The 22,377-nt window shown below is 39.4% G+C and carries 18 protein-coding genes and 1 pseudogene; 4 read left to right on the top strand and 15 right to left on the bottom strand.

The annotated features are described in order from the left end of the window. Positions 1 to 524: 524 nt before the first annotated feature. From KO525_RS17685 to KO525_RS17670, 4 genes and pseudogenes are all read right to left on the bottom strand, one after another. Positions 525 to 938 (bottom strand): hypothetical protein, encoded by a 414-nt coding sequence (locus tag KO525_RS17685; protein ID WP_215965152.1) that lies wholly within the window; start codon positions 936 to 938, stop codon positions 525 to 527. A gap of 688 nt (positions 939 to 1,626) precedes the next feature. Continuing rightward, a pseudogene (locus KO525_RS20025) lies at positions 1,627 to 1,788 on the bottom strand (RHS repeat-associated core domain-containing protein); the annotation flags it as partial. 131 nt (positions 1,789 to 1,919) lie between these two features. Further along, on the bottom strand, positions 1,920 to 2,168 hold the full coding sequence (locus tag KO525_RS17675; protein ID WP_215965150.1) for a DUF3297 family protein: 249 nt from the start codon (positions 2,166 to 2,168) through the stop codon (positions 1,920 to 1,922). Positions 2,169 to 2,279: 111 nt separating this feature from the next. Continuing rightward, entirely contained in the window at positions 2,280 to 2,804 is a 525-nt protein-coding gene (locus KO525_RS17670; protein WP_215965149.1) for a DUF1697 domain-containing protein, read from the bottom strand. A gap of 139 nt (positions 2,805 to 2,943) precedes the next feature. On the opposite strand from KO525_RS17670, the gene KO525_RS17665 reads away from it, so the two are divergent. Continuing rightward, positions 2,944 to 5,118: a bifunctional diguanylate cyclase/phosphodiesterase gene (locus tag KO525_RS17665; RefSeq protein ID WP_215965148.1), complete on the top strand. Its 2,175-nt coding sequence runs from the start codon at positions 2,944 to 2,946 to the stop codon at positions 5,116 to 5,118. A 26-nt stretch (positions 5,119 to 5,144) separates the two neighbouring features. On the opposite strand, the gene KO525_RS17660 is transcribed toward KO525_RS17665, so the two are convergent. Continuing rightward, on the bottom strand, positions 5,145 to 6,071 hold the full coding sequence (locus tag KO525_RS17660) for a LysR family transcriptional regulator ArgP (RefSeq protein WP_252736661.1): 927 nt from the start codon (positions 6,069 to 6,071) through the stop codon (positions 5,145 to 5,147). Positions 6,072 to 6,178: 107 nt separating this feature from the next. On the opposite strand from KO525_RS17660, the gene KO525_RS17655 reads away from it, so the two are divergent. Next, positions 6,179 to 6,778 (top strand): LysE/ArgO family amino acid transporter, encoded by a 600-nt coding sequence (locus KO525_RS17655; RefSeq protein ID WP_215965147.1) that lies wholly within the window; start codon positions 6,179 to 6,181, stop codon positions 6,776 to 6,778. A 45-nt stretch (positions 6,779 to 6,823) separates the two neighbouring features. Here the strand turns inward: KO525_RS17655 and KO525_RS17650 are convergent, their stop codons facing one another. Further along, positions 6,824 to 7,795 (bottom strand): SMP-30/gluconolactonase/LRE family protein, encoded by a 972-nt coding sequence (locus KO525_RS17650; RefSeq protein WP_215965146.1) that lies wholly within the window; start codon positions 7,793 to 7,795, stop codon positions 6,824 to 6,826. Positions 7,796 to 7,934: 139 nt separating this feature from the next. Here KO525_RS17650 and KO525_RS17645 point away from each other — a divergent pair, with 139 nt between their 5' ends. After that, a complete protein-coding gene (locus KO525_RS17645; RefSeq protein WP_215965145.1) occupies positions 7,935 to 9,068 on the top strand; it encodes an endo-1,4-beta-xylanase in 1,134 nt (377 codons plus the stop codon). A gap of 269 nt (positions 9,069 to 9,337) precedes the next feature. Here KO525_RS17645 and KO525_RS17640 read toward each other — a convergent pair whose 3' ends face one another. The 8 genes from KO525_RS17640 to KO525_RS17605 all read right to left on the bottom strand — a co-directional run bounded on the left by KO525_RS17640 (position 9,338) and on the right by KO525_RS17605 (position 20,271). Then, positions 9,338 to 11,191: a DUF5060 domain-containing protein gene (locus KO525_RS17640; RefSeq protein ID WP_215965144.1), complete on the bottom strand. Its 1,854-nt coding sequence runs from the start codon at positions 11,189 to 11,191 to the stop codon at positions 9,338 to 9,340. Positions 11,192 to 11,458: 267 nt separating this feature from the next. Then, complete coding sequence (locus tag KO525_RS17635) at positions 11,459 to 13,471, bottom strand: methyl-accepting chemotaxis protein (RefSeq protein WP_215965143.1); 2,013 nt, start codon at positions 13,469 to 13,471, stop codon at positions 11,459 to 11,461. A gap of 163 nt (positions 13,472 to 13,634) precedes the next feature. Next, complete coding sequence (locus KO525_RS17630) at positions 13,635 to 14,453, bottom strand: symmetrical bis(5'-nucleosyl)-tetraphosphatase (protein WP_215965142.1); 819 nt, start codon at positions 14,451 to 14,453, stop codon at positions 13,635 to 13,637. Positions 14,454 to 14,461: 8 nt separating this feature from the next. Continuing rightward, positions 14,462 to 14,827 carry a Co2+/Mg2+ efflux protein ApaG gene (gene apaG, locus KO525_RS17625; RefSeq protein WP_215965141.1) on the bottom strand — a complete coding sequence of 122 codons (366 nt, stop codon included), beginning with the start codon at positions 14,825 to 14,827 and terminating at the stop codon, positions 14,462 to 14,464. Between the two features lie 7 nt (positions 14,828 to 14,834). After that, complete coding sequence (gene rsmA / locus KO525_RS17620; protein ID WP_215965140.1) at positions 14,835 to 15,680, bottom strand: 16S rRNA (adenine(1518)-N(6)/adenine(1519)-N(6))-dimethyltransferase RsmA; 846 nt, start codon at positions 15,678 to 15,680, stop codon at positions 14,835 to 14,837. A gap of 3 nt (positions 15,681 to 15,683) precedes the next feature. Beyond that, entirely contained in the window at positions 15,684 to 16,676 is a 993-nt protein-coding gene (gene pdxA / locus KO525_RS17615) for a 4-hydroxythreonine-4-phosphate dehydrogenase PdxA (protein ID WP_215965139.1), read from the bottom strand. Positions 16,677 to 16,679: 3 nt separating this feature from the next. Then, positions 16,680 to 17,966, bottom strand: a complete 1,287-nt coding sequence (surA, locus tag KO525_RS17610; protein ID WP_252736638.1) for a peptidylprolyl isomerase SurA — start codon at positions 17,964 to 17,966, stop codon at positions 16,680 to 16,682. Between the two features lie 13 nt (positions 17,967 to 17,979). Further along, a complete protein-coding gene (locus KO525_RS17605; protein WP_215965138.1) occupies positions 17,980 to 20,271 on the bottom strand; it encodes an LPS-assembly protein LptD in 2,292 nt (763 codons plus the stop codon). Positions 20,272 to 20,434: 163 nt separating this feature from the next. Between KO525_RS17605 and djlA the strand changes: the two genes are divergently transcribed. Further along, the gene (djlA, locus tag KO525_RS17600; protein WP_215965137.1) at positions 20,435 to 21,289 is read left to right on the top strand and encodes a co-chaperone DjlA; all 855 of its coding nucleotides are present in this window, start codon (positions 20,435 to 20,437) and stop codon (positions 21,287 to 21,289) included. A 19-nt stretch (positions 21,290 to 21,308) separates the two neighbouring features. Here djlA and KO525_RS17595 read toward each other — a convergent pair whose 3' ends face one another. Further along, on the bottom strand, positions 21,309 to 22,346 hold the full coding sequence (locus KO525_RS17595) for a DUF3530 family protein (RefSeq protein WP_215965136.1): 1,038 nt from the start codon (positions 22,344 to 22,346) through the stop codon (positions 21,309 to 21,311). Positions 22,347 to 22,377: the final 31 nt, after the last annotated feature.

Raw genomic sequence — 22,377 nt, 5'->3', positions numbered from 1 at the left:
ACAGAATTCTGAACGCCCTCTTTTGCAACAATAACTGACTCCATAACTCCTCCAATAAATGGTTGGTACGACATTTTATTTGCAATAAATGAAGCAATTTCTCATCCAGAGTCTTGGGGTGAGCGATTCAACTAAAAAGAATAATATATGGCGTCATTCGTATTTATAATGGATGACCCCATCACACCTACTTCTAAAAAGTGCAAAATGCAAGACCTGACCCCACTCACATACAATATTTTTATAACGTTATCACTTTAAAAATATGCTGTAAAATGAACTAATATCAAACAAAAACTCTTTTGATTTCACGCATCAAAAAGCCTCGCATTGCGAGGCTTCACTAATTTAAGAGAGGGTAATATACCTAATACCGCTCTTTCTTGATCAGCTTTATCTTTTGGCAACAACAATGGAGCTATATAAAACTTAATTTATCTCTGTCACCATTTAGGTTCAATAGTAAAGCTTTATAGTCTATAATTTTGACCTCAAACCAGCCGAAGCTGGTTATTTAGTTCTATTCAAAAATTTTCAAACGTGTGATCTAAACTCCAATCCCCGCTTTCGTTTTGAACAAAGACCCATGTCAAACAAGTGTTTTCATCCTTATAACAATATGTAACATGCATGCCAAAAGGAGAGACTAGCTTATTAGTAGCTGAGTCTAACTCTATATTTAACTCGATATTCTTTCCCGTTAATTCATCTGCAACCTCAAAAGATTTTTCTACGGCCTCTTGTTTCTTGGACGAGAAAGATACAATTGATTGCAGTTTCCAATCTGAGCTTAACCTCAAATTTTCAGTCATCTGAGATACAACTTGTTCAGATACATTAATTTCTTTCTCTGTTGATGCTCCATAGACTTTAGTGCTGAGTAACATTATCAAAGAAACAATACAGGTACTTTTAGTGCGATTTTGGATCTCGAACATGTTCACCTTCCCACAAGTGTTTCAATTTGTTAGCTTTTTGAATTACCAACTTTTCATTTCGCTTGCCACGCTTATTGTATGCAACATGGATTAACTAATGTGTTAGCCTTCGTTGCCACGTAGATGTAAACGAATCCCCTCTAATTGATTGAACTGAAGGATTTTCTCTAGTATCAAATGCTACGAACTTTAAATTGCCATTTTCTGCGGCAAAATTTAAGTCTGACTTTTTATTTGTCATACCAGTATCTTTAAAGATTAAAACTTGCCCAACTTTTCTTTCTCCTAGAGCTTTCAGAAGCTTTTCCCCGTCAGGATCAGATGTTAACTTATCGAGATATTCGATAGTTTCTCGTTTACCTGCATCATTGCTTCCATCATCAACTACAAAAAAATTGATTCCATTTTTTTCGATACCCATTGCTTTATTTATATCATATAAACCACTTTGATTTGCTTCGTCACCAAAACCATCATTACTATCGTCAATTTTCCTTTTGGTGTTAAATGATGCCGTAATGCCTACATTTTTGTGCTCTTGCCTTCTTGCTCGACTCATTTCATTCTGCTGACAGCTTTGAATATGTGCTGACAGATACTTCGACATTGCACTTTCGACCGGAGTAGAAGGGCAACTATTGTCCAAATCACAAGCCGAAGTTCTCCAGTTAGATGCATTACTACTTTTTGCTAGATAACCAGTTGGATCAGTCCCAGCCATAGGATTATTCATAATATATGAATAAGGGTTTATCGACTGGGTATTTGTTGGAGCCTGTATAAACGGATCAACACTCATAAACCGGCCAAGGTTGTAATCGTAGATCCGACCGTTCATATGAATTAATTTAATCTAAATAGCTAACGTTATGGATTATTATCAACGAGCAGTGTTGATTTTGGATCTAATACAAAAAAGCGGAACTCATAAGTTCCGCTTTTTTATAGTAAAGTTGTAATGATAACTCTAAGACATAACCGTTATTTATAAAAGGCCTCAACAGTTCCTTTCATCTTGATTAGTAGTGGTTGTCCGCGGCGGTCTAGTGCTTTCGCAGAAGCCACTTTTACCCAGCCTTCGCTGATGCAATATTCTTCTACATCGTTACGCTCTTTGCCGTTTAGACGAATACCAATGTCGTGCTCGAAAATTTCTGCCACATGAAATGGGCTGCGAGGATTACCTGAAAGGTGATCCGGTAATTCCGGTAGTGATTTAGTATCGTTCATGTATTTGACCTGATTAAATAAAAGCTTCGCCATTTTAGACAATAACACCCCAGCGCTCAAGCATTGCTATTGAGTTTTGCCAGAATCGTAGGTTAATCATCTATAATTGGTTTAATTTGCCAAGTTGTTCAACATAATACCCAGTTTATTGATGGTATTTAGATTCCTACCGGTTGCGGTTTGGCCCAAACAAGACTCTATGTTTGCAATGAGTTTAGAGCGACCAATACCGTTAGGCGCATGTAAATAAAATACATTACCTTTGACTGTATATTTTTCAGAATCCGCAAGGTATTTTGTTAACTTATCCGTGACTAAGTTGATGTCATTTTTACAGAAATAAAAATGAACAAATTTACCTTCAAATTCTGCGTAGGGGTTACCGTCAACAGCGGATGTAAATTCCGCCTCATTTAAGCTAAAAACCTCTGGCGAAAAACCATAATGCTCTGCAATTGTCGCCTGCACTGCATCTGCAGGGGGGATTGTACTTTTTAATACAATATTGCCACTTTGAATATAGGACGATACATTTTCAAATTTGCTCAACATTAGAAGTGCGACAAAATCTTTCATTGGCAATAAGTTTTTTCCACCTACATTGACGCCTTTGAGTAATACGACAAATTGTTGCATCAAACTTCCTTAATTAGTTAGTATTGCATGGCGTAATTAATATAACTTGTTTTGTCTATCAATGACTATACTCCAGGTTAATCCCGCTTTAGATGCATTCAACCGAATTTAATTCTCCAATCGAAATAAGGAACACAGTTTGAGTGATAAAACGACACCAGTAAATAATCGACAAGAGAATGATCATGAACGATTAGAACTTATTATTAATGCTACTGGTGTGGGAATTTGGGATTGGCAAATTCAAACTGACGAATTGACGTTCAATGAGCGGTGGGCAGAAATTATTGGTTATCGTTTTGATGAGTTGGACCCAATTAAATTTGATACATGGGCCAGCAATTTACATCCTGATGATTTAATTAGAGCAAACGAATTAATCACTCAACATTTTAACGGTGACTTAGAGTTTTATGAAGTCGAAGCCCGAATGAAACATAAATCGGGTCATTATGTTTGGGTTCAAGCCTCAGGGAAACTCGTTGAATGGGATATGGATGGTAATCCCAAAAGAATGATAGGTTTCCACCTGGATATTACTGATCGTAAAAAAGCCGAAGAGCGAATGATTTTAGCAAGTCAGTTGCTGAATGAATCCCAACGTATAGGCAAGCTAGGTGGTTGGGAGTTAGATATAAAAACCGGTGATTTATTCTGGACAGAAGAAACCTATCGGATACATGAAACTACCCCAGACGAATTTAACCCAACAGTTGATGCCGGCGTCGACTATTTTTTACCAGAGTCAAAAATAGTAATCGCGAAAGCACTTGATGAAGCAATAAAAAAAGGGGTTGGCTATGACCTCGAATTAGAGACGTATACCACAAAGGGTAGAAAAATAGATGTAAGAACAACATGTACGGTGTCAATGGAAGACGGCGTCCCTGTGCGCCTTGTCGGTATTTTCCAAGACATAACTGAGCAAAAAAATAATCAGAGAAAATTGGAAAAAAGTAATCGTGATTTGTCAGTTGCCAATTCAGCATTAAAACTTTCCGCCCACTATGACCAACTTACCGGCTTGCCTAATCGAAATTTACTGTCTGATAGGCTTGAGCACGCTATGGCAAAATGTATAAGAAATAAAAAATACATTGCCATTGCGTTTATTGACTTAGATGGATTTAAAGTTGTTAACGACACACAGGGTCATGATGCTGGAGACGAATTACTAAAAAAAGTGGCAACTCAGTTAAAGCATACATTGCGTGAAGGGGATACGTTATCGCGTTTTGGCGGTGATGAGTTTGTGGCCGTTATCGATGACCTTACATCGCCTTCTGAGAGTAACTTGGTCATATCGAGAATGCTAGAATCATTATCGTCCTCGATTCCTGTTGGTGATAAATTATTGAAAACTTCTGCGAGCATTGGAGTTACGTTTTACCCATTAGATAATGCGAGTCCTGATCAACTGCTACGTCACGCTGACCAAGCAATGTACATTGCCAAACAAGAAGGTAAAAACCGCAGTTATATTTTTGACGTAGAAAGAGATGTCGCAGTTAAACATTTAAATGAAGAATTAAATAGAATCGCACAGGCACTAAAAAACCAAGAGTTTGTACTTTTTTATCAGCCAAAAATTGATCTTAGGACTTCGGACGTTGTTGGGGTTGAAGCATTAATCAGGTGGCAACACCCAGAAAAAGGATTGCTATCCCCAGCGTCATTTTTACCTTCCGTCGAACATGATATTTTGGATATTGAAATTGGTAAATGGGTTATTAATACCGCCTTAAAACAATTACAAACTTGGCAGGCCGCTGGTCACAATATTCCAATTAGTGTCAATATCAGTCCAATGCATTTGCAGCACTCTGTATTTGTTAATGACTTGAAGAAAAAACTTAGCAACTATCCTCAATTTAAAGCAGAAAGTTTAGAGTTTGAAATTTTAGAAAGCAGTGCTTTAAAAGATATTGAGTTAGTTTCAAAGGTGATGAAAGAATGTGAGAAGTTAGGCGTACGTTTTTCAATTGACGACTTTGGGACAGGCTATTCATCATTGACCTATTTGAAACGCTTACCTGCGAAATATTTAAAGATTGACCAATCCTTTGTACGAGACATGTTATTTGATAAAGACGATACTGCAATTATTCAAGGTATCATTGAATTAGCTAAAGTATTTGACCTTAAAGTGATTGCTGAAGGGGTAGAAACCCCTTTACATGGTGAACTTTTATTATCATTAGGCAGTTATTTAGCGCAGGGTTATGGCATCGCCAAACCGATGCCTGAAAATGAATTTTTAGCTTGGCTAGTAAAGTGGGAACACGCCGCTTATTTAGTCGATGGAAGTAAATAAAAGTAAACTGATTAAGATTAAACTATCTATTCCAACGTGTTTTTAGCAACTTGTGTCGCATAATCTCGTAAAGCTTTTAATTGCGGGCTTTCTGTTTGCCAGTAATGCCAATAAAGCGGAGTGTCGATGAAATAGCCTGGGGCCAAATCGACTAACTCTCCAGTTTCTATTGACGTTCCAAGTTGTAAGGTTGGCAGTAAACCGTAGCCTAAACCCGCTAACATGGCCTGTTTGAAACCTTCAGAGGAAGGTAAAATATGCGTATATTTTGGTGTCGAGCCATTAAGCTGTTGCAGAAATTGATGTTGTAATTTGTCATTCTCGTCAAACACTAAACAGGGTAAGTCCGCCAATTGACTGGAAGATGTCATATTGTGACGTTGAACAAATGCAGGACTTGCAATAACTTGATAACGTAACGCGCCTAAATAACTGACTAAACCACCGTTTACCGCCTCTGGTGTTGAACAAATACACACCATCACCTCGCCAGCCTTCATACGTTTCAGTCCGATAGATTGATCTTCTAAGATAATTTCAAAACGAAAATGCCCATGACTATTAACATCGCTTTTGGGGAGCGCCAATGCATCCGGTAGCCAGGTTGCTAACGAGTCAGCATTAACTGCTAACTTAACGGTTAGTGGTAAATCCGGTGGGGCGCTTTCATCAGATGTACGAATACTTAACGCGACTTCTAATTGCAATACTTGTTGTAAGTGGTTTAACAGTCGCTTGCCAAGGGCTGTTGGTTTTGGCGGCTGGGTACGGATTAAAACTGGCTCACCAAGGGTTGATTCTAATTGGTGAATGCGTCGACTAACAGCTGACTGCGTAATAAACAGAATTTTAGATGCTTTTTCAAAACCACCCTCGGTTACAACAGCGGAAAGTGCGTGAAGTAGTTGATAATCAATCATGAGTTTTATGCATGTACCAGTTTTATTATTCATTGGATTTGTATCTAAGCAGGGATTACGCTTCGTGTCATCAAAAAATGAGTGACTTAATTTAAAATTTATAAAGATTTAAATACGCATAATCATAGAGGTTTAATACGATGTCTTTTTTATCTGGCATGATGCTGGGGCTCAGTTTAATCATCGCCATAGGCGCACAAAATATTTGGGTATTGAGTCAGTGTATGGCTGGCGCTAATCGATTGGTGATTGCTTTTGTCTGTATCGCTTGTGATGCAAGCTTGATTATTATAGGTGTTTATTCTGCGAATGAAATTAAGCTCGTATTACCCGGGATTTTACCTTGGTTAATGTGGGGTGGGATCTTAATGTTGCTCTACCTTGCTTATGGTTCGGCACAAAGAGCAATTAAAGGCACTTCAGGTCTTAAGTTAACGAACACAGTAAAAGTGAGCTGGTGGCATACGGCGATTACCGCGTTGGCTATTAGCCTTTTAAACCCCCACGTATATTTAGATACCGTGCTTTTACTTGGAAGTATTGGTGCGTTACAACCTAATCCAGCGCTATTTGCAGCTGGGGCCTGTGTAGGCTCAGTTATTTGGTTTAGCAGTTTGGTGCTATTTTCACCTAAGCTTAAAGTATTGCTGAGCTCACCAATGAGATGGCGAGTTTTTGATTCCGGTATTGCGGTTATTTTATGTTTTGTGGCGTTGCAACTCTATATGGTAAAACTATGAATCGGGTCAGGTCATTTTCATACAACACAAAAATAGAAGAAATAACTAATTTGTTAATCCTGCAATATTTACCTGCATGGAAAACAAACCTTTAGCCGTCGTGATAAGAATTGTTTTGTTATTTTTACCACCAAAAGCGAGGTTAGTGACATTTTGGCCCAAAACAATTTTGTCGATGAATTTACCAGTGGGTGAGTAGATATTAATTACGCCTTTATTGTGGCTACTGACATAAAGGTTTCCTGCACAATCCACTTTAATGCCGTCTGGTGAGGCGACCTTAATAAAATCTCTGCGATTAGAAACATCGCCACTGCTACTAATATCGTACTTACTGACTCGATTACTAAAATCACCGATATAGAGCGTTTTTTGGTCTGGCGAAAGCGCAACACCATTAGGTTTATCTAAACTGCCATCGATTAGGCTAACTTTACCATTGACATCAATCTTATAAACACCAGTGTATGGCTGCTGTTGTGTTCTATCGCCAAGTTGCCAGTTGGGATCAGTAAAATAGATATTACCCCTGCTATCCATCGTCATATCATTTGGTGAGTTGAAATTTAATTGATTAAATTGCCCGGCAATGATGTTGTTTAACTTGTGCTTTATGTTGAGTTTAGAAACCGATTGAGAGTTATGATTCAGGTTATATAAATTGGCGCCTTTGGCATATAAGCCATTGGTGCCACTGTGGGTTAAATAAGTGGAAACCGAATTAGGTAAAACCAGTTTGTAGATTGTTGAGTCTGGGCCCTGTGCCTGGGAACTTGAGAAATTCATTTCAGAAAAATAAAACGCCTGTGATGTAGTTGACCATGTTGGCCCTTCTAGAAACAAAAAATCATCACTGATTAGTTCAACCTTTGAACCATGGGGGATTGGAGATTGACCATCACCATCACCATCACCATCACAATTTTTAGCTACCATGGTCGGATGGGCCATAGCGGCTTGGCAAAACGTTAGAAATAATGCAACAGTGGCTAAGTTTTTTTGCAGTGCTTTTCTCACAATCGTAATCTCTCTTTGTTTTCCAATTACTATTTTTTGTACTATTGCTGTAAGTAGTCTTACTGACTATAACATTCACACTTTTCATCGTATGATTATTTTTTATTGAAAAATCATTATGATTATACGGAGCTTACCAATGTATAAATGCCTGACTTTTGCGATGTTATTGCTGGTTGAACCAATTACGGTTAGTGCTCATCAGGAAGTCGAATTAAAGACGTCATTTGCCGATGCATTTAAAATGGGCGTTGCGGTAAATCAGGATATTGTTACCGGGAAAGACGCGGCGGCCTATTCCATTATTACTAAGCAATTTAATACTGTTACGCTTGAAAATGCGATGAAAGCGGAAGCGATTTACCCGTCACGCGATAACGTTGATTTTAGTGGTGCAGATGCATTTATCGAATTTGCGCAGAAATACCAGATGTTCACCGTTGGGCATACGTTAGTCTGGCATAACCAAACACCAAGTTGGTTTTTTCATAACCGTAATAACGAACCAAACACGCCAAAGCAACAGCTAGAACAAATGCGCAAACACATAGAATTAGTTGCAGGGCGATATAGAGACAAAGTTGATGCATGGGACGTTGTAAATGAAGTTATCGCTGACGATGGTACCTATCGCCCAACAACCTGGGTTAATAGCGTGGGCGACGGCGATACTATGGTTAAAGCAGCGTTTAAATATGCCCAACAATATTCACCCAATACTGAACTCTATTACAATGACTTTAATGCCTGGCGACCCACTAAACGAGATGGCATTGTGCGGATGGTTAAAATGTTGCAAAAAGAGGGCATTCGAATTGATGGTGTTGGCATACAAGCGCATTGGGGCTTAAATTTTCCTCGAATGGAATATATTGAAGACGCTATCGACGCCTATTCAGCATTAGGCATTAAAGTGATGATCACCGAACTAGATATTGACGTTTTACCTTTGACAAAAGAGGGCCAAATTATTGGTGTCGATATGATGAAACCACAGTTTCAATTGGAAGAATTTGAAACTTTTTTGGATCCATACAAAGCGGGGTTACCTGAGGATATCGAAGCGCAACTTACCGCCCGTTATAAAGCACTGTTTGAGCTGTTCTATAAAAAACGTGACAAGATAGACCGAGTTACCTTTTGGGGATTGCATGATGGCATGTCTTGGAAAAATGGTTATCCCATTCCAAACCGAACAAACTATCCACTGCTTTGGGATCGTGATCTAAATCCTAAACCGGCCATTAAGGCAATTGCGGAAATTGTAAAATAAGGGGCTGAATCTTATCGAAAGATCGGTCTTTGACCTCAAGGCGGCTATTGCAGTCGCTCTGTTTCGAAGTGCAGCTAGGTAAAAGGGCTCTATCTAGCCAATACTTATGCCTCACATTACCGTCGACGATAATATAAACTTTAAATAAGGGTAAGGGTGCAACCAAAAAGCGGCTCGCAGGGCGGAACCTGCGAAGCTAAGGCGAAAACGTCTGCAATCTCCAAATGCCAATGTGTAACCGCAAACCCGCTAATATTACGCCATTAAATTCATTTTAAATTTGTTTTGATTATATATACCCAGTCGTCATTTTGTGTGTCAGGTGGGGCGGGCAGTGCGCTTTCAGCTGAGGAGTCCCGACATATTTGAGAACCCGCAATGTATTGATTGCTGCGGGGATTAAACCAATCTAATTGGTAACAACCTTGTGGTAGCGCCGCAGATGCTTGATTAGCTTGTTTAAAATAGAGTAAATAATAGGATTTATTATCAGTTAATCCCCAGCCTGACCGGCTCAATGTAGTCGATGGCGTTAAATCTTCGAACGGTACAAATTCTCTAAAAAATGCCGCAGCATTGGTCATTTGGAGATAGAAGTCTTTAAAAGGTGCAACATCTTGAACAAATATATCGCCGCCACCGCCCAAATAAAACTCGATTCCAGCGCCGCCCGCCATAAAAGTAGCCCACACGTTGTCTTTTCGCCATTGGTCAATGTCGTTAGCGGGATGGTTAATATAGGCTTCGTCCATTGAAATAACCCAAGGGTGATCGCTATTTTGTGTCAATTGGCGATACTTTAAAACGTCGTTGTAAGTTGTATTGGTTTTAAGCTCGCCCTGTAAACTTGGGCCGGTATATGATTTATAACCTAGGATGTTATCGTCTTGTTTATCGTATATATGATAATCCAACGAAGGGCCATTATGAATTACGATATGTTCACGGTAGTAAGTCAGTGATTGTAGATAATCGGCAAATTGTTTGCGTTGTTTTGTCGTGTTTGCTTTTTGTTGTTTGTCATCGCCACTTGGGTCTTGCCAGCCGTTTTCCTCACCAATATTCCATGTTGTCGCTAAGTGGTAGCCAAAGCGTGCAAATAATTCTCGGTAATAGATTTTTCTGGAGATGGCAAAGTCGTTTTCTAATCGACTTTCAAACCATTCAAAAAGTGATTCGTTTTCGGTTTCGGTCAAGACAAAGTGGGTCATTATTCCTTTGCTTTGCATATGTGAAAACAGAATGTCCCACTGTGCTAATTTAGATACGTCATAACGGGTTGGCTCACTTTTATCGACCCAAGGCCAAACTTGTTTGCCGTCACCTAAATGGTTCATGGTTAAAAAATAAAAGGCATTTATGTCAAATGAAGAAAGAAAGTTTATTAATCCAATAATACCTTTCGAAGATTCCGTTTTTGTCCCCTTTGCCGTTGAGTTAGTCGTGTTCCAAATAGGGTCGCCTGATTGCCAATGTTTTACATGCTCCTGATAGTTACGGTCTGTGGGGGTGTTATCAAAACCAGTAAAGCCAAGCAATACTTCAGGGCTATTTGCACCAGCCTTTAAAAAGAATTCGAGATTACCGCTAAATTGCAAAAATGGTTTGTTAACATATTCAAGCTTTCCTTTGGTTCTAAAGTCTTTGTTATCAAGCTTTATTGTTGAATTAACAACCGTAAACTGCCCCTGTTTTTTGTCAAAGTAGCCTGCAGAATCAGAATGCGCCGTTTGTTTTGTAGTAAAAGGTAGGCTTGCGATATTTTCGCCTGTAACAAAGGACATTGAATAGCGCCAGACTCCGACTTCATTGGGAGAGAATAAAACCTGCCATTTATTGCCAGCTTGTGCATGGGTATTTTGAGCGTTTGCGTCGGCGGCATAAAATCCAGGGACAAGGTAACGTTTATTGCTTGGGCTGATAAAAATTGCGTCGGCCCTGAAGTCGCTAAACGGATTTGGTGTGGCAAGTTCATTGGTTTGTGGACCGTCAAACGTTAGGCTAAGTTTGTGCCAAATATTTACCGTTTGGTTTCCTGAATGGCCTTGTGCAAAGCTACTACCAAAACCTAAGGCGAGAAATGCAGTAAGTAAAAACGTTATTTTTATTGTCTTAATTGTCATTGGCGTCCCACTAAATAAAAATACTAATTATTAACAGGCTACTTTAATCAAATTTAGGTCGGACTATATGTTACGTTTTTGTGTTTAGCGCAAAAATTATTGTTGGCTTATTTGATACGTTAAAAGAGGGAGTTTGTCTCAACTAGTTAATTAAGAGTATTGTTATAAGTGAAGGTATATTTAAAATATCTGATAATAATCCTTTTATATTTAGACATAAAAAAACCAACTTCCGTTGGTTTTTTTTATTGAATGGTTAGCCTAGGTTTAAAGTCTGAACTGATCCACTGACAATCTTAGTTCTTCAGCTAATCGCGCAACTTCTTGCGAAGATTGGTCAGTTTGTACCGCACCTGCGGCGGTTTGCTCGGCAATTGCAACAATTGATTCTAGTCGTTCACTAATTTCGCTGCTGACTTGATATTGCTCATTCGCTGCAATCACAATTTGTTCACTCATATCATTTGCTTGATGAACAGAATCTGTGATGCCATCAAGTGCGATAGTTGCTTGTTCAGTTTGAGTGACACACAATTCAGCTTGAGTTTTACTGTTATTCATTACCGTTACTGCAGATTTAGAACCGCTTTGTAATTGTTCGATCATGTTTTGAATTTCTTCGGTCGACTCTTGAGTTTTACTCGCAAGAGAACGAACTTCGTCGGCAACAACCGCAAAGCCACGGCCTTGTTCACCGGCACGAGCCGCTTCAATCGCAGCGTTAAGTGCTAATAAGTTTGTTTGTTCCGCTATGCCACGGATAACATCTAAGATGCCGCCAATAGCTGCACTGTGATGATTAACCTGATTAATAACACTAGAAGCTTGTTCAATTTCACCAGCCAAACTCATAATGGTCTGTTTGTTGGTATCTGAAATTTGTTTTACGCGTTCCGCTTCTTCGTCAGCATGTTTAATGTCAGCTAACGCCTCTTTCGCACGTTCCATTACCGATGATGATGTACTGCTCATTTCTGTTGTTGCCGTTGCAGCTTGTTCTACTTGAGAACGCTGGTCATTTATTGCGATAGTAGATTCTTTAACGACCATAGAGGTCTGTTCAGAGGCAGTTGCAAGCTGATTTGAACGGTTAACTATGCCATTAATAAGCTCACGTAGGCTTTCAATAAGTTTATTACAGTTAGTGGCTAATTCACCAAATTCATCGCGATTTGAGTCGTCTAGTCGTTCAGTTAAGTCACCGGTTGCAACAACGTTAAGTACGCGGTTAACTTCAGCAAGTGGGCGAGTTACGCGGATAACCGTTTGCCATGCAATAAAGACAGATGCGATAACGGAGAAAACAATTACGCCATAGCTGATGTTAACCCCTTCGTTAACGTCGTTTGTAACGTTATTTGTAGTTTCGTTTAGCGTCGTTTTAACTGCTGACTGCAACGCTTCCAATTGATCTAATCCATCAAGGATTTTTTTGTTTGTCGTTTCCAGCAGTGTGTCGGTTAGTGTAATTTGATCTAGCCATCCAAGTTTTAATTTGTGCACGGCTTTAGGTGAATTCAGTAATTCATTAACAGCTTCTAATTGGTCTTCAATATCAGAAAAACCTTCAAAACTATTTTTTTCAACATCTGCTTTAATCAGTTCCAATAAAGTACCAGAACGTTCTTGAATATAGGCTAATTCTTTGATGATAGTTTCGACGTTTTGTTTTTTCGCTTCTTTACTAATATCCGACATCGTCGTGATTAGTGAGACCATCGTCGATTCTAATTGAGAAATATTTTTTGTCGCGTCATCGGTGGGTTTTAAATTATTAATATCTATGAAATCTAGTAAGTATGTTGCTGCGTCGTCTGCCGCGTATTCTGTCTCTTCTAGTGCCGAAGCTACATTGTCACGATATTCTAAAATTTTGTGTTTAGATTCAAATAACTTAAATGCAGTATCTTTAAAACCAGAATAGGACTCTGTGACATTAGGCAATTTGTTGGCGAGTTCAGACGTATTAGAAACTATACCTTTAAGAAGGTTTAAATCAGTTTCAAAATCAGCCGCTTGTGCTTTGAAAGTATTAACCGACTGCTCAGTTTCTGCATAGTTTGATGCGTAATAGTCAAGTAATGTGGTTTTACTTAACAACAAGAAGTGCTGTTGTAACTTGGCACTAGCCTCCATTGCCGGTACTGATACTTTGTTCACGTCCTGTGTCGAATCTGAAATTCCATTTAACGTTGTCACAGAAACTGCGCCTAACCCTAAAATTAAGACAGAGGTAATGGCAAACCCTCCAATTACTCTCATTGCGACTGTTAAATTCATGGGCACTCCTACTAAATACAACGAAACTCTCTGTTAATATATGAGTATCGGCAGACAAGTTATTATTATTAATATAATTTAAAATACTATCACGTTGTTTTTGTTATTACAGTAATAATGCATAAGTAAAATCTAAGTCGTTACCTTATCTTTGTAATAAAAATTATGCATCAACCCTAATAAATGACTGGGTTTGCCAATCTAATAGCGTAAAGTGGTTACCCCATACAAAACCCGTATCCAGTGCGATAATATTTTTATTTCCCGTTTCACCCATTAACGATGCCCAATGGCCAAAAATCCATTTGTTTTTGTCAAAACGTTTTGGGGCCAGTTGAAACCAAGGAATAAATGATTTGGACATTGACTGGTCGAGTAAACTAGGCGAGCCTTTCTGGCTGAAATCAAGTTCGCCTAAAGGAGAGCAGAATCGCATTCGAGTCAGCGCGCTAATGGTATACCTAAGTTTGTCTTGATCAGGCATTTCTTCGGTCCACACACTTGGTTTATTACCGTATAACAGCGGTAAAAAAGACAGGTAATTGCTAGTGTTTAGCTCATCGCTAACGTTTTTAGCCCATAATTTGGCCGTTTTGGGTTTCCACAATGGCGGTAAGCCTGCGTGTGTCATATAACCACTTTTATCCGGCAACGCTTGAATTAAAGGCTGTTGGCGCAGCCAATCTAAGTATTTGGGCAACTTTGAACTGTCGAGGAGGTTTGTTAGGTTGTCCTTCGGATTGGCTTTTTTTAAACCATTGGCAACGGCTAAAAAGTGTAGGTCATGATTACCTAATACCGTTTTCACGCTGTCACTGTTTTTGTAAAGATATTTTAGTACGGCGAGGGAGTCCTCGCCGCGGGCAATTAGATCACCTGTTAGCCACAATACATCTTTTGCTGGATTGAACTCAACAACTGCTAAAGCCTTTCTTAATCCGGCATAACAACCTTGAATGTCACCAATAAAATAGTCGGCCACGGTTTTCCTTAATGCACGATATTTGGGATCGCAAGCCTAAAAACAGGAATTGCGACATTGGTTAATTCGTCGCCTGCTTTTGCCATTTGATAATAACCTTCCATTGTCCCCACTTCTGTCTCTAAAACACAACCGCTTGTGTAAGTATAATCTTCATTGGGCTGGATAATAGGTTGCTCACCAACAACACCAGAGCCCTGAACTTCTACTTTTTTACCGTTTGCGTCTGTGATCAACCAGTAACGATTAAATAATTGCACGGCAACATCTTCGTTATTTTTAATGGTAATTGTGTAAGCAAATACGTATCTAAAACTTTTAGAGTCAGTTTGTTCTTCAATATTTCGAGTGGCTACGGTTATCTCGATATTCATCAATTTGTTACCCCTGCTTTTTGTTGTCTAACCACTGGGCAATCTTGATGTAGTCGTCTAACGACAGATTTTCAGCTCTTTTTGTTGGATCGATACCAAGTGAAACAATCTCTTCAACCGTTGCGATATTTTGCAAACTGTTACGTAACGTTTTACGACGTTGGTTAAATGCCTCAAGACAAACGTGATTTAATGTCGCTGGATTAACCTGGTTACGATCTGCATGCGACTTAGGAATCAACCGAATAACCGCAGAATCAACTTTAGGTGGTGGCACAAATGCAGAAGGTGGCACATCAGTCACAGGGACACAACGACAGTAATATTGTGTCATAACACTCAATCGACCAAAGGTTTTACTGTTTGGTGCCGCACACATTCTATTTACAACTTCTTTTTGAAGCATAAAGTGCATGTTTTCAATGTTGTCTAAAAACTGAAACAAGTGAAACAACAACGGCGTCGAAATATTGTATGGCAAATTGCCAAATACTTTTAATGGCTTGTCATCACGTTTGATTTCAGAGAAATCAAATTGCATTGCATCAGCTTGATAAATATTTAACTTTTTACCGATAAATGGATGAGTCGACAATCGCTCAGCAAGATCCTTATCCAGTTCAACAACATTAAGTAAGTCTGTTAATTCCGCCACTGGCTCTGTTATTGCGCCAAGACCGGGACCTATTTCAACAATGTTTTCGCCAACTTTAGGGGAAATCGCGCGTACAATTCGTTCGATAACGTCTTCATCTGTTAAGAAGTTTTGACCAAATCGTTTTCTGGCTTTATGCCCCTGATGAATACCTTTAGCAGGGTTAAAGTGTTTTTTACCTGACGTGCGTTTAGTCATAAATTATTTTCGTGCCTTTTGTTCGTTGGCCATTTTTATTGCATAACGAATAGCAACTTCAATGCTACCAACGCTTGCTTCTCCGGTTCCCGCTAAATCTAAGGCAGTACCGTGATCAACCGATGTTCTAATATAAGGTAAGCCTAGTGTGACATTGACTGCATTGCCAAAACCTTTGTACTTTAATACAGGCAATCCCTGATCATGGTACATGGCTAACACCGCGTCTGCTTGATCTAACAATTTAGGCTGAAAAAGTGTATCTGCCGGAAGGGGACCAACTAGGTTTAGCCCTTCACTGCGCAATACATCGAGCGTAGGTTCGATGATTTCAATTTCTTCACGGCCCAAATGGCCGCCTTCACCGGCGTGTGGGTTTAAGCCGCACACTAGAATACGAGGTTCGTCTAATCCAAACTTCGCTCGTAATTCGTTATGTAAAATGGTTGTCACTTTGTGCAACCGTTCTGGAGTAATCGCTTTGGAAACATAAGCTAGTGGGATATGAGTGGTTACTAATGCGACCCGTAAACCTTCAGTTGCAAGTAACATTACAACGTCGGATGTATTTGAATGATTAGCAAAAAATTCAGTGTGACCACTAAATGGAATACCAGCTTGGTTAATTATGCCTTTGTGCACAGGGCCTGTGACAACAGCGTCAAAAATACCGTCCATATTGCCCTGACTCGCGATGGTCAAGGTATTTACAACATAATGGCCATTTTTGTCATTTAACTCACCTGGAATCGACTCCACAGTAAGAGGTTCGTGACAGACAAATAATTCACCGGGGACATGAAGTTCAGGTTTTGCCGCAGGGTCAAATTGTTTTATGACCAATGGTAAACCTAATGCTTCAGCACGTTCTTTTAATAAGTCTTGATCAGCAATGGCAATCAATTGTGATTGCCATTCTTGTTGTGCGACCTGAACAACAAGTTCAGGTCCTATTCCAGCGGGCTCACCTGGTGTTACCGCAACTCGTTTTATCATTAGTTACTCTGCAATAATTTCTATAAATGCCTGATCTCGAATTTCACGTAACCAGTTTTCAACTTCTTCCGCAAACTTACGGTTATACAAAATTTGGTACGCTCTATCTTGTTTGCTCTTTTCAGTCGCATCAGCGGTTCTGTTTTCCATTAGCTGCACCACATGCCAACCAAACTGTGAGCGGAATGGCGCGCTGTACTCACCTACTTCTAACTTACCTAATTGAGCTTTAAAGTTGTCATCATAAATGTCTGGGTTTGCCCAGCCTAGTTCACCGCCTTTAAGTGCTGAGCCTGGGTCTTCAGAATGTTCTTTAGCAAGCTCACCGAAATCTGCGCCGTTGTTTTTAACGTCTTCAACAAATTTATTTAGCATAGATTGTGCTTTTTCTTCACTCAGAATAATAGACGGTTTAATCAGAATATGTCGTGCTTTAACTTCTTTAACTTCGACTGTTTGACGGCCTCGGACATCGAGTATTTTAATGATATGAAAACCTGCGCCAGAACGAAGTGGTCCAATTAAGTCACCTTTCTTTTTACCTTTAATGCTGGCAGAAAATAGAGTAGGCATTTCGTTGATGCTCATAAAGCCCCAATCACCACCTTCAAGTGCTTTAGCACCAGATGAAGAAGCGATAGCAACCTTAGTAAAGTCACTGCCTTCATTCAGCAAGTTGATAACCTTATCTGCAACTGATTTACGAGAGGTAATCTCTGTTTGGGTTGCTTTGCTGTCGACAGCAACTAAGATATGACCTATTTGGTATTCTTCTTTACTTGTTTGTTTGTCAATTAGTGAAATAAGAGTATTCACTTCCTGCAGTGAAATATTTACGCGTCGGTGGACACTGGCACGACGAACTTCACTAATTGAAATTTCTTCACGCAGCTGCTCTCGGTAGCGCTCATAACTTTGACCTGAATCAGTTACAATTTTTCGTAGATTTTCCACAGTAATTTTTTGTTCAGCAGCGATTGACGCTATAGCTGAATCTAAGTGCGCATCGCTGATTTGGATGCCCATTTTTTCTGCTAGTTGTAACTGAATACTTTTTAAAATCAAGCGGTCAATTGACTGTGTTCTTAATGCTCTATCAGAAGGCAATTCTTGATTGCTTTTCAGTGCCGTCGCTTTAACTTCGTTAATTACTGATTCAATTTCACCTTCTAAGATAACGTTGTCGTTAACTATGGCAGTCACATTATCGATTTTTTTAGGAGCTGCATTAAGCGCTACACTTGTCATCGCAAATAGAAGTGTCAGGCTTAAAATCGATTTTCTTATCATTCTAATTCTCGTTTTAATTTGTTATCAAATAGGGGCGACGATAAGCGAAAATGCTGTCAGCAAACAACTTAGTGATTGCTGATTTGGTTTCGCCGCCGAGTCCATTAATTCTAAAATTTAAGCCAATGCTGTTGTCGTAAGTTACGTCAACATCGTCTATAGCTTGTTCGCTGTTTAAGTCTAATCTTACTTGCCTTTGGGCTGCAATTTGCACGCTCCAACAACAAGAACGATATTCAAATCCTACTAAGCTGTCGAGGTTTACCTTGCGCTCAGAGTCATAGTGGTAACTTGCCGCAATCGACCACTGATTATTAAGTTTGTAACTGGTGAAAAGGCCAGTTTGGTTGATCTTTATGCCCGCGACATCATTGGCAAATCGATGGTTGATCTGAATATTTTGATCTTGTGTCAAATAATAATCGAGTGCCACAAATCCTGTATCAACTTGCTGTGCGTCCCGATTATATAGGAAGCCGCCGTCAAGTTGCCAATGTTCTGAGATCCGACCAAAAAACTCGATAGCAAGCGACGGTTTAGAGGTGGTTAACTCGCCATTAGTTCCCTCTTCATTACTATTTTGGCCAAATTTCTGCACTTGGCCGATGCCAAATCGTAATAACTCTGTGTTCTTTTCGTCAAATATACTTGTACTAAAACCATAGGTGGCTTGGTTCATAGCAGATATACGATCGATACTTGAATATCTATTATCGCGGAATAGTGCAAAATAATCTTCTTTTAAAAGCTGTGAATCATAGAGGCCAATGCCAGATTGATCTTCTTCTTCAACATATACATATTGGATTTTTGGCTCCAAAGTCTGTCTCACTGACTTACCAAAGTAGTTACTCTGTTTTTCGAAGTTTAAGCCTGTTAATAGGCGATACTTAAAAATGCCACGGTAAATATCTTCTGAGGTATCCGCAGTTGTATTTTGAATTTCGTAATTTGTTGATAAAAAACTTACACCGGTTTCAAACTGAAAGGCAGGGCTGTAATAACTATAATTTAATTTAGGTTCAAAATGCAGTCGGTCAATTCTATCGTCATCAAACGAATTATGGGTGAAGTGGGTATATTGGCTGTGCAGGCTAACGGTCACGCCTTCCATAGCCAAGTTTTCACGCCAGTCAGTTTGCAGTTGGATTGGCACAACATACGACGAGGTATGGGGGCCAAGTTCAGATATTTTTTGAGATAAAAAGCTCGCATCAAATTTTTCGCTGAAATAGTTTACATTGACGAAGTTATTGAGATGCGTATCCGCCTGATGATGATAGTCACTGTTAAATTCGCTGATGTAATTGTCATCACTCAAATTGGTATATTGCATTTGCATATTCCAATTTTCGTCCCAACTGGAGTCGTGTTGGATATGTGCCAAGTAACGTTGCGATAGACTATCGTCACTTTGATCTTTATCTAAATATTCAAGTTGTAAAATATTATAACTGTTTTGAGTCATGTACCGTAAGTTGTTATTTAGCTGTGTGCCTCGCTCTGACATGTATTTAGGTGTGAACGTATAATCTAGGTTTGTGGCAATATTGAAGTAAATAGGCTGTGCATAGTACGCGCCATATCGACTTGAATTACCTAACTCCGGGAACAATAAACCGGTTTTACGTTGGTCTGTTATCGGGAATGTTACGTAGGGTACGTAGATAATAGGCACATCATTTATTCGAAATGTGGTATTCCAAGCCTCGCCCCAGCCTTTCTTTTGATCGATATAAATGCTGTTTGATGAAAACAACCAACTTGGGTCATCGCCCGGACATGTCGTAAATGTTGCATCGGCGAGTTTAAGTTTTTGATTATTCTCAATTGAAAACTCTGCAGCTTTACCGCGACCTGAGTTAAATCCAAACTGGTATTCGGCGTCAAGTAACTTAAAGTCTTTGTTGGAATCGTCAATAAAAATAGATTCGCCTTCAACTGTGGCTGAGGTCGAATCCAATTTAATATTACCTTTAGCGGTAAATTGGTTTTTTAGCTCGTCGTAAATTGCACTGTCTGCTTGTACGGTTTGTTGTTGCTGAAAAATAACAACGTTACCTTGAAATTCCGTAAATTCGTTTCTGATTAATTCAGCTTTATCGCTTTCGACCATTATTTCAGAGCGGCTTTGATACGAGTTTGCAATTTTTTTTATGCGAGCTTCTTCCGCGCTCACCGGAATTTCGATGTCACAAAGTGGAACAGCTGCCAAAGCACTGTTCGAAAAACAATAAAGTAACAAGGTCGATAAAGACGTTTTGCTTAGGCGCAGTAATATTGTCTTGACGCGATTAGCAATCATGGTTGGACTCAACGTAACCTCATATGGAAAAATTTAGGGGAAAGCACACAGATAGAATTCTATCCGATTTTTTTACGCTATACTACGCGGCCTATTGAATTAGGATATAATTTCCCCATTAAAGTGGGTGATTAGATTAAGATTTGTACAAAAGTAGGTGAATGTGACTGGAAAAATAGCTGGGGTCATTTTTGGGATCCTTTTAACTCGCAATATTTTAGGTGCGCTTGTGGGCCTATATGTTGGTTATTTGTTCGATAATGCAATTAAAAAGATGGCGAACAAACAAAATGTTGCAAACTGGCTAGAGAGTGGCGATTCAAAACAATCGATCTTTTTTTATAGCACTTTTTCTGTGATGGGGCATGTGGCAAAGGCAACCGGTCGGGTAACACCAGAGCACATCCAGACAGCATCCGATTTTATGGCGAAAATGCGTTTGTCTGAATCGCAAAAAGAAGAAGCGCGTGACGCGTTTAGAGAAGGTAAACTGCCGGGGTTTCCACTTAATGCGAAACTTAAATTATTTAAACAGCATTTTGGTGATCGCAGCGATCTACAGCAGTTTTTTCTCGATATCTTAGTTCAAACCGCTTATAGCGATTCAGTCTTAGAGCAAAAAGAATATGATGTGTTGTTGAAGATAAATAAAGAATTGGGCTACACCAAAAGGTTCTTAGATCAGCTTATTTCAATGTGGGAAGCTGAAGTTCGATTTCAGGCGTATAAGCAAAAACAACAGAAAAAATATAAGCAATACGACCGTCGTTCGGAACAACGAGAAAAATCTCGACAGGCTGAGTCTCCCTCCTTGCAAGATGCTTATGCACTTATCGGGGCGAGTGAGCGTGATTCTACTCGAGAAATTAAGCGGGCCTATAAAAGATTGATGTCACAAAACCACCCAGACAAGCTTGTTGCTAAAGGACTTCCTCCTGAGCTTATGGAATTGGCGAAGCAAAAAACGCAAGATATTCAAGCGGCCTATGATCTGATCAAAAAAGCCAGACAGTTTTAATTTTTAATTGCATTTGAGTTTACATCCCTACGGATGATAAAAAGCCGTATATTTCTTTAAGAATACGGCTTTGTTGGCCGTAGTAATTAGTACCAACGTGCAGTTTTCTTTGTCGATAATCGACCTTAAAATACTTCCGGGCTAATTTCTTCCGCATGTCAACATTGGCGAGAACCCAACTGTTATCAGCATATTGATATAAATCTAAGATGGCATAATCACTATTAGCGACACTTTCTGCTAATTTTTTGTTTTCATTTTGTTGTGGCATAAAAGCACTGAGCATAATTAATGCGTCCGGCAAAAACTGGCGATTTTGGGCGATGATTTCCGTTATCCAAGCGCAGCTTTTTCCCTGACAAATAACAAGATAGTAGCCGGGTGAACTCGCGGCAAGTTGCCATGCAGCATCTAATCGACGTTGGATTTCTGTACTGATTTTTTTGCTCCCTTCGGGAGTGAAAATGGGGTCAATATAAAACGATTTTAGCTGTAAGTTAGGATTCGTTTTTTCGGCAACCTCAGTTTTTGGATCTACCTCACTTTCTGTTTGTTGTTCCGAACTTGAAGGTTCATCAACTGTACCAACTTCCACGGTGTCTGTGGCGTTTTCATCAGTGGCAGGTGTTGTTTCTTCTTCGATGATTTGTGAAAGGTCATCTGGCATTGTCAGTAATAAACTGTTCCAGCCATAGTCTGTAAGCTTGTCGTATAGCCCACTGATCGCAGCTTGTTTATGAATAGGTTGCTCGATATCAGGTACAATGATCGCCGTGCCTTTGGTTAGGCCCGCGGTTTGTTCTTTAAATAATGCAATAAACTCTTGGTCGCCAGCGGTTAAAAATTTAATTTGTTCGTCAGCAATAAAGTGACGAATGTCTTCTGCATGCTGGCGCGCTTTAGAGATCGGCGGGACATATTCAGCTGCGTTTGCAAGTTGCATAAACAACAGGCAACAGGCCAGCGCAGTCGTGACTAATGTCACAATCGTTCGTATTGGTGACATTTTGTTGTTTTTAATAAATGTTTTCCTGTCTTTTGCCATTACTTTACGCATAAAATAGTTAACTTGTTGGCTCTATTATTTA

Source organism: Psychrosphaera sp. B3R10, assembly GCF_018861025.1.
GTDB classification, from domain to species: domain Bacteria; phylum Pseudomonadota; class Gammaproteobacteria; order Enterobacterales; family Alteromonadaceae; genus Psychrosphaera; species Psychrosphaera algicola.
Note: the sequence above shows the minus strand (reverse complement) of the source record. Positions and strands in the feature narration are given on the sequence as shown.